The organism is Sphingomonas changnyeongensis, from assembly GCF_009913435.1.
GTDB classification, from domain to species: Bacteria; Pseudomonadota; Alphaproteobacteria; order Sphingomonadales; family Sphingomonadaceae; genus Sphingomonas_B; species Sphingomonas_B changnyeongensis.
Genome location: NZ_CP047895.1, coordinates 2380981 through 2393332 on the forward strand (window position 1 = coordinate 2380981; position 12352 = coordinate 2393332).

The window sequence follows — 12352 nt, forward strand, 5'->3', positions numbered from 1 at the left end:
GATAACGGCTCCGCCGGGCGATCCCGCCCGGCATCACGCTCTGTTTCAGCCCGCCGGCCCCAGCCAGACGGCGAGCGCATCGCCCAGCTCGCGCTTCACCACCGCCGACATATGGCCGCCGGGAATCTCGACCAGTTCGCCCCGCGGCAGCGCCTCGGCCAGCGCCGGGGCGGAGCCATTGTCGCGGTCCTCGACCCCGCACAGCACCAGGGTCGGCATGGCGATCGCGCCGATCGCCTCGGCCGGCGTGTCGGTGAAGGTGTCGAGAATATGGATCAGCGCCGCCGGATCGCCGCCGGTCGTCTTCAGAAACGCCTCGGCATTCCATTCCGGCGTGCCGCGCGCGAAGCTGCCGAGATTGGTCAGGATGTGGCGGAAATGCGCGGCGCGCCCCGATGTGCCGATCAGCCCTTCCAGCCCCATGCCCGACAGAATGGCCCGGCCCGGCGTCGCGCCGCGCACGATCATCCGCATCGTCGTGCGCGCGCCGAGCGAATAGCCGCCCAGATCATAATCGGTCAGCCCGAGATGGGCGATCAGCGCCAGCCCGTCATCGGCCAGCACATCGCCCGGATAATGGCGCGGATCATGCGGTGCCGCGCTCTGCCCGTGCGCGCGCAGATCGGGCATGATCACCCGGTAGCCGAGCGCCGCCGCCTTGGCGGCATGGCCGTAACGGATCCAGTTGGTCGCGGCGTTGGAAAACAGCCCGTGGATCAGGATCAGCGGCCGGCCGGTGCCCATTTCATGCCAGGCGAGGCGGATGCCGTCATCGGCGGTGAAGAAATGCGTCGTCGCCCCGGTCATTCGCGCTCCGTCAGCCCGGCCTGTTCCATCCGCCATTTGGCAAGTTCGATCCGGTCCTGCCCGAAAAACGGCTCGCCCTGGAACACCAAAGTCGGCACGCCCCAATGGCCCGCCGCCTCCAGCGCCTGCTGATTGCCCTCAATCTCCTGATCGAGCGCGGCGGCATCGTCGGCCACCTCGGCGTCCAGCTCCTCGAGCACCAGCCCCGCCCAGGCCGCGGCGCTCGCCAGATGCGCGCCCTCATGCCAGTTTTCGGTGCCGCCCCAGATCAGCCGCGACACCTCGTCGGCAAAGGCAAAGCCCGCGCCGCGCCGCGCCGCCGCCTGGCCGAGGCGGACGAGCCGGCGGATGAAGGGCTGTTCGGCCGCGATCTCGCCGGTGTCGATGTCCTGCACGATCGGATCGGGCCGGGGCGGTGCAAAGGGCACGCCGTGGAAATCGGCAAGCCGCAGCACGTCGAGGCGCGTATATTTCAGCCAGTTGGGATGATTGTGCGCGAAAAACCCCGGATCGCGCACCGCAAGCGGCCAGACCGGACGCAGCACGATCTCAAGGTCATGATCGCGCACCAGCGCCCGGTAACGCGGCATCGCGAGATAGCTGTAAGGGCTGCGGAACGACCAGAACAGATCCGCCTTCAATGTCATGGCCGTGCCTTTCCCCAAATGTCTGGCCCGTTCGTCGGGCCCGGTTTTCGTGGCAGCATCCTTCCCTCTTAGGCCGCTCGCCGGCAAATGGTCAAAAACCCGTTCATCGCGATCATGCGCCGCCGCCGCCGCCGGGGCTTGTGCGGCGCGCCGAAAGCCGCGATCCTTGTGGCCATAATGTCAGACCTTCGCACCTTCATCACCGGCCTGCCCAAGGCCGAACTCCATCTTCATATCGAGGGCAGCCTGGAACCCGAACTGATGTTCGCCCTGGCCGAACGCGGCGGCATCGCCCTGCCCTATGGCTCGGTCGAGGAACTGAGATCGGCTTATCAGTTCAGCAATCTGCAGGATTTTCTTGATATCTATTATCAAGGTGCGGCGGTGCTGCGCACGGCGGCGGATTTCCACGATCTGGCCGCCGCCTATTTCGCCCGCGCAGCCGCCGACGGCGTCGTCCATGCCGAAATCATGTTCGATCCGCAGACCCACACCGCGCGCGGCATTCCGTTTGCAGAGGTGATCGAGGGGCTGTCCGCCGCCTGCGCGGCGGCGGAGCGCGACCTGGGCATCACCTCGCGGCTGATCATGTGCATCCTGCGCCATCTGGACGAGGCCGACGGCTTTGCCACCCTGGCCGCCGCCGCCCCCTATCTCGACCGGATCGCCGCCATCGGGCTCGATTCGTCGGAACGCGGCCATCCGCCGGAAAAATTCGCCCGGCTGTTCGCCGCGGCCGGCGCGCTCGGCCTCAGGCGCGTCGCCCATGCCGGGGAGGAAGGCCCGCCCGATTATGTCGTGCAGGCGCTCGATCTGCTCGGGATCGACCGGCTCGACCATGGCAACCGTGCGCTCGAGGATGCGGCGCTGACCGCGCGGCTGGCGCGCAGCGGCATGACGCTGACCGTCTGCCCGCTGTCCAATCTGAAGCTGTGCGTGATCCCGTCGCTCGACCGCCACCCGATCGACCGGATGCTCGAACTCGGGCTGCGGGCGACGGTCAACTCCGACGATCCGGCCTATTTCGGCGGCTATATCGGCGAGAATTACCATGCCGTCGCAACCGCGCGCGGCCTTGACCGGGCGGCGCTGGCGACGCTGGCGCGCAACAGCTTCCTCGGCTCGTTCCTCGACGACGACACGGTTGCGCGGCATCTGGCGGCGATCGACAGCTATCTGGAGACCGCCTGATGCCGGTGTTCACCGAAATCGGCTATGACCGGTTCGTCGCCGATGTCCGCACGCTGGCGGCCGGCATTGCCGCCGAACCCGGCTGGCGGCCCGATTTCCTGATCGGCATCGGGCGCGGCGGGCTGGCCCCGGCGGTGTTCCTGAGCCACGCGACCGGCATCCCGACGCTGTCGTGCGACCTGTCGAGCGCGGTCAAGGAGTTTGCCGACGATGTGCTGGCGCGGCTTGCCGCGCGCGCACGGGCCGGGGAGACATTGCTGTTCGTCGACGACATCAACGACAGCGGCGGCACGATCCTGAGGCTGCGGACCAGCCTGGCCGCCGAAGGCGCGCCTGCGGAGCGGATCCGCTTTGCCGTGCTGATCGACAATGTCGTATCGCGCGCGACGGTCGAATATCGCGCCCGCACGATCGACCGCACCCAGGTCAAGGACTGGTTCGTGTTCCCCTGGGAAGCGATGGCCCGCAACAGTCGCTCGACAGCGACGCCGCCGCCCAGCCCGCCCGGATCGCCTGAGGGGCCAGGGATGACCGACTGGCAGGACTGGGTGGGCCGCAGCGTTTCAGCGGCAGATGTGGCGACGCCGGGGCTGGCCGCGCGCTACCGGGTAACGCTCGACCTTGCCGCCGATGCACCTTTGCTCGGCCTCGGCTGGTGCCTGTGCCTGCCCGATGCGCCGACCGCCGGGCTTGGCCCCGACGGCCATCCGCCGCGCGGCGATTTCCTGCCGCCGGTGCCGCTGCCCCGGCGCATGTGGGCGGCATCCGAAATGGTGCTCAACGGCCGCATCGCGCCGGGCGCGGCGGTCAGCCGGACCAGCCGGATCGCGGCGGTGCGCGCGAAACAGGGGGCAACCGGCCCGCTGGTCTTTGTCGAGGTCGCGCACACGCTGACCGCCGACGGGCAGCCGGTGCAGGACGAGATGCAGACGATCGTGTTCCGCGCGCCCGCCGAGGCCGGAGCGCCCGCCAGCCAGCCACAGCCCGCCGCTCCGCCACCGGCGCTGGACGACTGGCCGCACCGGCGCACGCTGCTGCCCGGCCCGGCGCTGCTGTTCCGCTATTCAGCGCTGACCTTCAACAGCCACCGCATCCATTACGATCTGCCCTATGCCCGCGAGGTCGAGGGCTATTCCGGGCTGGTCGTGCACGGCCCGCTGGTCGCGACCCTGTTGCTGCATCTGGCGCAGGATGTGCTGGGGGACCGGCCGGTCGGGCGGTTCGGTTTCCGCGCGCTGGCCCCCGCCTTTGCCGACCGGCCGCTGACCCTGTGCGCGCGGGCCGAAGGCGATGCGCTGACGCTGGCGGCGTTCGACGATCGCGGCGCGCAGACCGTCACCGCCCACGCCGCCGCGCGCTGAGGCAGGCTGCAAAACGGGTCGGGCACAAGAAAACGGCCGGGGGTGGCCCATGCCGCCCCCGGCCGTTCAATCTCTTGCCCGAAAGCAGTGCCGGTCAGAGCACCAGATCGAGATCGACCCGGTCATGGCGACGGACATCGCCCTTGACGATCACGGCTTCGACCAGCTGGCCGTTACCCGCGCCGGTGACGCGGATGGTCGCGCGCTCGGCATTGATGAACATCGGCTGGCGGCCGGCACCCTGGGCCGGGACCAGACGGCGCACCGTCAGGATCTTGCCGGTTTCCAGCTGCTGGTTCCCGGCGCAGATCACCACCTTGTCGGCACCCGCCTCAACCACCGTGCCGGCGGCGCAACGGCCGGGCTCAGCCGCAAGCGCGGGGACGGACAGAAACGCACCGCCCAGGGCGGCGGCAACCACAATCTTGTTCTTGAAAGACGACATTTCTCGCTCCTCCACGATCAGGATACGAGCGTCGATCACCAAAGCCGGCTGAAAACCGAAGCCGGACCCGATCATCGAGCGTGCTCGATGCGGTCCGACATCACGACCGTCACAACGATCGCCAGAGGGGCCCGGCCCGCATGAGTGCTGATTTAATGCCTGCCGCTTAACGCGCAAGATCCCTGACAATCAGGAATAACCCGTAGATGAACAGGCGCGGATACAGAAACGGCCCCGCTCCAGGGGTGGAAGAGCGGGGCCGCCTCATGGGGTCGATCACAAACCGGGAGGGGTAGGCCCGGCCACGAACCGGTTATGCGTCGCGGCTGTCGCAATCCTTTGTCGCGGCGCCGGCGATTTTGTCGCGATTTGTCGCAAAGCCGTGCCAGCCGGCGGCGCGCAGTTCACAGGCCGGGCAATGGCCGCAGCCATAGCCCCAGTCGTTGAGGACCGTGCGGTCGCCCAGATAGCAGCTATGGCTGTCGACGCGGATCAGCTCGATCAGCCCCGCCCCGCCCAGCCGTTCGGCCATCGCCCAGGTCGCGGGCTTGTCGCGCCACATCAGCGGCGTGTGCAGGACGAAGCGCCGGTCCATGCCGAGGTTGAGCGCCACCTGCAGCGCCTTGAGCGTGTCGTCGCGGCAATCGGGATAGCCGGAATAATCGGTCTCGCACATCCCGCCGACCAGATGGCGGATGCCGCGCCGATAGGCGACCGCGCCGGCCAGGGTGAAGAACAGCAGATTGCGCCCCGGCACGAAGCTGTTGGGCAGCCCCTCCGCCCCATCGCGATTTCGGCGTCACGGGTCAGCGAAGTGTCGGATATCGCCCCCAGCACAGCCAGGTCGAGCAGATGATCCTCGCCCAGCCGCGCCGCCCAGCCGGGCTTGAGCGCCGCCATGCCGGCGCGCAGCTTCAGCCGCGTCTCCAGCTCGATCGCATGGCGCTGGCCATAGGCAAAGCCGATCGTCTCGACACGCGCGAACCGCTCAAGCGCCCAGGCCAGGCAGGTCGCGCTGTCCTGCCCGCCGGAATAGAGCACCAATGCCGCTTCATGTTCGGTCAGTTCCATCGTCCCACGCCCATTCCCGGCCGCATCGCCATATGCCAGCCGATCAGCGCCCAGCCGGCCCCGACCAGCCAGCCGCCCAGCACGTCGGACGGCCAGTGCACGCCCAGCGCCACCCGCGACACGCCGACCGCGACGACCAGCGGCACCCCCGCCCAGGCCAGACGCCGGTCGACGAGCAGCGCGGCGAGCAGCCACACACAAGCCGTCTGTGCGGCATGGCCGCTCGGATAGCTCAGGTCCGAGACATGGTCGAGATGCGCGAACAGATCGGGCCGGGGCCGGCCGAATGCCCATTTGAGCGCGGAGTTGGCAAGCGTCTGAACAAGCAGGGTCAGCAGCATGACCAAAGCGGCCCGGCGCCGGTGGCGGCGCACCAGCAGCGCCGCCGCCGCCAGCGCGACGGCGACACGCGCCGGCCAGTCGCCCAGCCCGGTCACCACCAGCCACAGGCCGGGAGCATGGAGCCCGGCGCTGCCCCGCGCCCGGCCAAATGCCTGCAGCGCTTCGACATCGCCGGGCAGATGGCCGGACAGGCGGGCCGCAATGCCCAGTGCCAGCGCCAGCGCGATCAGCACCAGCCCCGGCCAGAGGCCGGGTGCCGGGCCGCGCATCGGGCCGGACGCCCGCTCCGACCGTCCGCTCACGAGCGCGTCGCGACCACCTCGCCGCCCTTGATCACCATGGCCGGGCGTTCGAGCAGCCGGACATCCTGCGTCGGATCGCCGTCCACCGCGACAATATCGCCATAACGGCCGACCGCGATCGCGCCGACATCGCCGGTGCGCCCCAACGCCTCGGCGGCGTTGCGCGTCGCCGCCTGGATCGCCTCGATGGGCGTCATCCCATATTCGACCATCACGCGGAACTGCCCGCCGGCGGTGCCGTGCGGCATCACCCCGGCATCGCTGCCGAACACCATCCGCACCCCGGCCCTGTGCGCCTTGCGGAAATTATCGCGCTGGATCTGGGCGACCTCGCGGTCCTTGCGCAGATTGTCCTCCAGCACGCCGTTCTTCTTGCCTTCGGCCTGGGTGTATTCGGTGTTGAAGATATCCATCGAAAACCACACCGGCTGCTTGCGCTCGGCGGCCAAGCGGATGCCCTCTTCGTCAACCAGACTTGCATGTTCGATGGTGTCGATGCCGGCGCGGATCGCCGCCTTGATGCCGGCAGCACCATGGGCATGGGCGGCGGTGCGCAGCCCCCATTGATGCGCCTCGTCGGCGATCGCGCGCAGCTCCTCCTCGGCCAGCTGCTGCTGGCCCGGCTCGGTGTTGCGGGAAAACACCCCGCCGGTCGCGCAGACCTTGATCACCTCCGCACCATATTTGCGCTGCTCGCGCACCTTCTGGCGCAGCTGCTGCGGGCCGTCGCCCACCGCCTCGCCCTTGGCGCGGAACGAAGGCGGCAGATAGGTCTCGTCGCAATGCCCGCCGGTCGCGCCCAGCGCATGGGCCGCCGGCACGATGCGCGGCCCGGTGATCAGCCCCTCGTCAATCGCCTGCTTGTAGGCGACATCGGCATAATCGCTCGACCCGACATTGCGCACGGTGGTGAAGCCGGCGCGCAGCATCGACTGGGCGTTGGCGACGCCCTGCACCGCCCAGAACAGATCGGTGAACTGCAGCCCGGTATAGCCGCCGTAAACGGGATTGCTGTCGAGATGGACATGCATGTCGATCAGCCCGGGCAGGATCGTCTTGCCGGCCAGATCGATCCGTTGCGCATCAGCGGGCAGCCCGGCCGGCAGATCGGTGCCGATCGATGCGATGCGGCCGCCCTTGATGACCACCACCGGGCGCTCGACCATCCGGCCCGACAGCACATCGACCATCCGTGCCGCCGTCACCACCACGACCTTGTCGGTCGCAGCGCGCGCCTCGCCGGCAACACCGCCCAGAGCGAGTGCCGCACCCATTGTCAGGCCAATCACATTCATGCGCATCATCAATCCTCCCGGCGCCTGTGCTGGCAGGCGCCGGGCGGGCTGACAAGCCGGTGGCGCGCGATCCCGGCCCTATGGCGTGCTTTTTCCTGCCCCCGGCCGTCAGATGTGGAGCGCGCGTCCATAGGCGGCGAGCACGCTTTCGTGCATCATTTCCGACAGCGTCGGATGCGGGAAAACGGTCGCCATCAGCTCGGCCTCGGTCGTCTCCAGCGTCTTGCCGACGGTGAAGCCCTGGATCAGTTCGGTCACTTCGGTGCCGACCATGTGCGCGCCGAGCAGTTCGCCGGTCGCGGCGTCGAACACCGTTTTCACAAAGCCTTCCGCCTCGCCCAGCGCGATCGCCTTGCCATTGCCGATGAACGGAAAGCTGCCGACCTTGACGTCATAGCCGGCCTCGCGGGCGCGCGCCTCGGTCAGGCCGACGCTCGCCACCTGCGGATGGCAATAGGTGCAGCCGGGGATGTTGCGCGGGTCCATCGCATGGGGATGGTGGCCGGCAATCGCCTCGGCGGCGATCACGCCCTCATGGCTCGCCTTGTGCGCCAGCCAGGGCGGCGCGGTGATGTCGCCGATCGCCCACAGGCCGGGAATGTTCGTCCGGCACATGGCGTCGGTCTTCAGGAAGCCGCGCTCGTCCATCGCGACGCCCAGTTCGGCAAGCCCGATATTCTCGGTGTTGGGCACGATGCCGACCGCGACGATCACATGGCTGAACGTCTCGGTCAGGTCCTTGCCGGTCTTGTCCTTCAGCCGGGCGGTCACGCCGTCCGCGCCGACCTCGAGCGCGCTCACGCCCGCGCCGGTCATGATCGTCATGCCCTGCCTGACCAGCGCCTTTTCAAGGAAGGCCGACACCTCGTGATCCTCGACCGGCACGATGCGGTCCATCATTTCCACGACCGTCACCTTCGCGCCCATATCATTGTAGAAGCTGGCGAACTCGATCCCGATCGCGCCCGATCCGATCACCAGCAGCCGCGACGGCAGCTCGGTTGGAACCATGGCGTGACGATAGGTCCACACGCGCTTGCCATCGGCCTTGGCAAAGGGCAGCTCACGCGCCCGCGCGCCGGTGGCGACGATGATGTTCTTCGCCGCCAGTTCGGTCGCCTTGCCGTCCGCGCCGGTCACGGTCAGCCGGCCGGGGGCGGTCAGCCGCCCCTCGCCCATATGCACGGCGATCTTGTTCTTCTTCATCAGATGGGTGACGCCCTGATTGAGCTGCTTCGCCACCCCGCGCGAGCGCTTGACCACCGCGTCCAGATCCGCGCCGATCTTTTCAGCCACCAGCCCGTAATCCTTGGCATGGCGCATATGGTGCAGCATCTCGCCCGAACGCAGCAGCGCCTTGGTGGGGATGCAGCCCCAGTTGAGGCAGATGCCGCCCAGCGACTCGCGCTCGACGATCGCGGTCCTGAGGCCAAGCTGGCTGGCGCGGATCGCCGCCACATAGCCGCCGGGACCCGAACCGAGGACGACCAGATCGTAATTTTCCGCCATTTGCGTCACCATCCAACATTGATGCGGACGGCATCCGGCGGATGCCGCCCGGCGGCGCCCGCAGGCGCCAGGATAATCGTCAGCCCGCCGAGATCGCGCGCGGCCGCCGCGCTTCGTCGATCGCCACGAACACGAACCGCGCCTCGGTGACCTTACACAGCTGTTCGCCATGCCGGTCGCGGCACCAGCTTTCGACCTCGATGGTCATGCTGGTGCGCCCCACCCGGACCAGGCGGGCATAGACCGACACCTCGTCGCCCACGACGACGGGGCGGTGAAACTGCATAGCGTCGACCGCGATGGTCACCGCGCGCCCCTTGGCATGGCGCGCCGCGACCAGCCCGGCTGCCATGTCCATCTGGCTCATCAGCCAGCCGCCGAAGATGTCGCCATAGGGGTTGGCGTCGGCGGGCATGGTGGTCACGCGCAGCGCCGGCTCGCCGGGCGGCGGCGCGGGGATTCGGGGGCCGGTGCCGGGGCCATCGCCGCCCCGCTCAGGCGACGAGCGCGAGCGGCTGCTCGACGATCTCGCGGAACGCCTGCATCAGCCGCGCCCCGTCCGCCCCGTCGATGGCGCGGTGGTCAAAGCTGCCGGTCGCCGACATCACCGTCGCGATCTGCAGCGAATCGTCGATCACGAAGGGCCGCTTCTCGCCCGCGCCGATCGCCATGATCATGCCCTGGGGCGGGTTGATCACCGCCTCGAACTGCTTGATGCCGAACATGCCCATGTTGGACAGGCTGGCGGTGCCGCCCTGATATTCGTGCGGCTGCAGCTTGCCGTCCTTGGCGCGGCCGGCCAGTTCCTTCATCTCGGTGGCGATCGCGGCGACGCCCTTGGCTTCGGCTCCGGTGACGATCGGCGTGATCAGCCCGTTGGGCACCGACACGGCGACCGCGATGTCGGCGCGGCTGTATTTGATCAGCTGGTCGCCCGCGAAGGTGACATTGCATTCCGGCACCTGGCGCAGCGCGACGGCCAGCGCCTTGATCAGCATGTCGTTGACCGACAGCTTGACGCCGCGCGCGCCCAGCGCCGCATTCAGTTCGCCGCGCAGCTTGAGCAGCGCGTCGAGCCGCACATCAAGGGTCAGATAGATATGCGGGATCGTCTGCTTGGCCTCGGTCAGGCGGCGGGCGATCGTCTTGCGCATGTTGCTGAGCTTGATCGCTTCATGCGGAATGTCGGTCGCAAAACCAGCGGGCGCAGCGGCAGCGGCCGTGACCGGGGCGGCGGCGACCGGGGCAACCGGGGCCACTGCCGCAACCGGCGCAGCGGCAGCGGCGGCGGCGGGCGCGCCGGCGGCATCGACATCGGCCTTGACGATCCGGCCGCCCGGGCCGGACCCGGTCAGGCCCGCAAGATCGACGCCGCGCGCCTCGGCCAGCCGGCGGGCAAGCGGCGATGCCTTGATCCGTTCGCCCGACGCGGCGGCAGCAGGGGCCGGCACAGGGGCGGGCGCGGCCACCACAGGGGCAGCAGGCGTGGGTGCGGATGCCGGGGCGGGCGCGGGGGCCGGAGCAGCGACGGGGGCCGGCGCGGCACCGGCCTCTTCGCCCTCGCCCGCCAGCCGCGCGATCACCGTGCCGACTTTCACGCCATCGGTGCCGGCGGCGACCAGAATCTGCGTGATGACGCCTTCATCGACCGCCTCGAACTCCATCGTCGCCTTGTCGGTCTCGATCTCGGCCAGAATATCGCCGGAGCGGACGGCATCGCCTTCCTTGACGAGCCACTTGGCGAGCGTGCCTTCCTCCATCGTCGGCGACAGGGCGGGCATTTTGAGCTCGATCGGCATGGATCTTCCTTTACGTCTTCGTGCGCTGCGCTCCTTCGGCCAACCGGGCCCGTCGGGTCAAGCGCTTGCAGCGACGCGGCCATTGGTTCATCCAGCCATTCTGGATCTCAGGGGTGTGGCCATGCGGACCTATCTGGCTGTCGTGGACGAGACGAAAGAGGCCGAACTGGCACTGCGCTTTGCCGCGCGGCGTGCCGCCAAGACCGGCGGGGCGGTGCTGGTGCTGGCGCTGATCGAGCCGGCGGAGTTCGTGCAATGGGGCGGCGTGCAGGCGACGATCGAGGAGGAGGCGCGCCAGCGTGCCGAGGCTCTGGTCGCCGCCGCCGCCGGCACGCTGGTCGAGGAAGCGGGCATCCGCCCGTCGATCATGGTCCGCCAGGGCGATCCGGTGCAGGTGGTGCGCGCGCTGCTTGCCGCGCATGACGAGGTTGCGGCACTGGTGCTGGGCGCGGCCGCAAGCGGCGCGCCGGGGCCGCTGGTCAGCTATTTCGCCGGGGCCGATGCCGGGCGGCTGCGCTGCCCGATCATGATCATCCCCGGCTCGCTGTCGGCTGAGGAGGTTGACCGGCTGAGCTAGAGCATTTTCGCGCCGGGCTGAATCACCCCGCGATACGCGGCGCGATCAGCGCAACCAGCGCGGCACAGCCGGCGGCATCCTCGGCATCGAAACGCGTCGGGCTGGGGCTGTCCAGGTCGAGCACGCCGATCAGCCGCCCGTCATGGACGACCGGCACCACCAGTTCGGACGCCGAGGCCGCGTCGCAGGCGATATGGCCGGGAAAGGCATGGACGTCGGGCACCAGCTGGATCTCGCGCGTCGCCGCCGCCGTGCCGCACACGCCGCTGCCGATGGCGATGCGGATGCATGCGGTCTTGCCCTGGAACGGGCCGAGCACCAGTTGGTCGCCGACCAGCCGGTAGAAGCCCGCCCAGTTCAGATCGGGCAGATATTCATAGATCAGCGCCGCTGCATTGGCCATATTGGCGATGGCGTCGCTCTCGCCCGCGGTCAGCGCGTCGAGCGCGCCGGCCAGATCGCGGTAAAGCTCGGCCTTGCTGCCGGCGGCGATGTCGAACGTGTACATGGCTGGTCCCCGTCTGAGGCGTCGGCAGTTAGGGACGCCCGCCCCCGCCTGCAAGCCCTGGCCGTTTCCGCCCCCGGTCAGTCCGGGGTGATCCGGCCCCGCCCCTGCTTGACGATGCTGCGGCTTTTCTTTGCATCGACGCGCCGGGCCTTGGCGGCGCGGCTGGGCCGCGTCTTCACGCGCTTGGCCGGGCGCTCGAACGCGCGGCCGACCAGCTCGGCCAGCCGGGCGCGGGCATCCTGCCGGTTCGCATCCTGGGTGCGGTGGGCGCGGACGGTGATCACGATCTCGCCCTCCTTGGTCCAGCGGCTGCCGGCCAGTTCCTTCAGCCGCTGATAGACGGGCGGCGGCAGGCGCAGGGCAAAGACATCGAGCCGCAGCTGCACGGCGGTCGCGACCTTGTTGACATTCTGCCCGCCCGGCCCGGTGGCGGCGAGGAAGCGTTCCTCGATCGCCGCTTCGGGCAGCGCCGGCCGGTCGGGCGCAGGCACGGGCACG

The 12352-nt window shown here is 69.1% G+C and carries 13 protein-coding genes and 1 pseudogene; 3 read left to right on the forward strand and 11 right to left on the reverse strand.

Going from position 1 to position 12352, the window contains the following annotated elements; genetic code table 11:
- Positions 1-45 precede the first annotated feature (45 nt).
- Positions 46-807 carry an alpha/beta fold hydrolase gene (locus tag GVO57_RS11735; protein WP_160593290.1) on the reverse strand — a complete coding sequence of 254 codons (762 nt, stop codon included), beginning with the start codon at positions 805-807 and terminating at the stop codon, positions 46-48.
- Positions 804-1454, reverse strand: coding sequence for a 2-hydroxychromene-2-carboxylate isomerase (locus tag GVO57_RS11740; protein ID WP_160593291.1), 651 nt, complete (start codon positions 1452-1454; stop codon positions 804-806). Before GVO57_RS11740 ends, GVO57_RS11735 begins: the two co-directional genes overlap by 4 nt.
- A gap of 177 nt (positions 1455-1631) precedes the next feature.
- On the opposite strand from GVO57_RS11740, the gene GVO57_RS11745 reads away from it, so the two are divergent.
- Positions 1632-2645: an adenosine deaminase gene (locus GVO57_RS11745; RefSeq protein ID WP_160593292.1), complete on the forward strand. Its 1014-nt coding sequence runs from the start codon at positions 1632-1634 to the stop codon at positions 2643-2645.
- Positions 2645-4006, forward strand: a complete 1362-nt coding sequence (locus GVO57_RS15485) for a phosphoribosyltransferase family protein (RefSeq protein WP_160593293.1) — start codon at positions 2645-2647, stop codon at positions 4004-4006. Before GVO57_RS11745 ends, GVO57_RS15485 begins: the two co-directional genes overlap by 1 nt.
- 94 nt (positions 4007-4100) lie before the next feature.
- Here GVO57_RS15485 and GVO57_RS11755 read toward each other — a convergent pair whose 3' ends face one another.
- From GVO57_RS11755 to GVO57_RS11785, 7 genes and pseudogenes are all read right to left on the reverse strand, one after another.
- Positions 4101-4490, reverse strand: coding sequence for a hypothetical protein (locus GVO57_RS11755; RefSeq protein ID WP_160593294.1), 390 nt, complete (start codon positions 4488-4490; stop codon positions 4101-4103).
- Positions 4491-4764: 274 nt separating this feature from the next.
- A pseudogene (gene queC, locus GVO57_RS11760) lies at positions 4765-5522 on the reverse strand (7-cyano-7-deazaguanine synthase QueC).
- Positions 5513-6166 carry a phosphatase PAP2 family protein gene (locus tag GVO57_RS11765; protein WP_160593295.1) on the reverse strand — a complete coding sequence of 218 codons (654 nt, stop codon included), beginning with the start codon at positions 6164-6166 and terminating at the stop codon, positions 5513-5515. Before GVO57_RS11765 ends, queC begins: the two are co-directional and overlap by 10 nt.
- A complete protein-coding gene (locus tag GVO57_RS11770; RefSeq protein WP_407695690.1) occupies positions 6163-7461 on the reverse strand; it encodes a Xaa-Pro dipeptidase in 1299 nt (432 codons plus the stop codon). The genes GVO57_RS11765 and GVO57_RS11770 overlap by 4 nt, the downstream gene beginning before the upstream one ends.
- 108 nt (positions 7462-7569) lie before the next feature.
- Positions 7570-8970: a dihydrolipoyl dehydrogenase gene (gene lpdA, locus GVO57_RS11775; protein ID WP_160593296.1), complete on the reverse strand. Its 1401-nt coding sequence runs from the start codon at positions 8968-8970 to the stop codon at positions 7570-7572.
- Positions 8971-9049: 79 nt separating this feature from the next.
- Positions 9050-9385 carry an acyl-CoA thioesterase gene (locus GVO57_RS11780; protein WP_160593987.1) on the reverse strand — a complete coding sequence of 112 codons (336 nt, stop codon included), beginning with the start codon at positions 9383-9385 and terminating at the stop codon, positions 9050-9052.
- Between the two features lie 79 nt (positions 9386-9464).
- Complete coding sequence (locus tag GVO57_RS11785; RefSeq protein ID WP_160593297.1) at positions 9465-10769, reverse strand: pyruvate dehydrogenase complex dihydrolipoamide acetyltransferase; 1305 nt, start codon at positions 10767-10769, stop codon at positions 9465-9467.
- 121 nt (positions 10770-10890) lie between these two features.
- On the opposite strand from GVO57_RS11785, the gene GVO57_RS11790 reads away from it, so the two are divergent.
- The gene (locus GVO57_RS11790; protein WP_160593298.1) at positions 10891-11346 is read left to right on the forward strand and encodes a universal stress protein; all 456 of its coding nucleotides are present in this window, start codon (positions 10891-10893) and stop codon (positions 11344-11346) included.
- A gap of 22 nt (positions 11347-11368) precedes the next feature.
- Here the strand turns inward: GVO57_RS11790 and GVO57_RS11795 are convergent, their stop codons facing one another.
- Entirely contained in the window at positions 11369-11854 is a 486-nt protein-coding gene (locus GVO57_RS11795; RefSeq protein WP_160593299.1) for a GAF domain-containing protein, read from the reverse strand.
- 77 nt (positions 11855-11931) lie between these two features.
- On the reverse strand, positions 11932-12351 hold the full coding sequence (arfB, locus tag GVO57_RS11800) for an alternative ribosome rescue aminoacyl-tRNA hydrolase ArfB (RefSeq protein WP_233281364.1): 420 nt from the start codon (positions 12349-12351) through the stop codon (positions 11932-11934).
- Position 12352 lies beyond the last annotated feature (1 nt).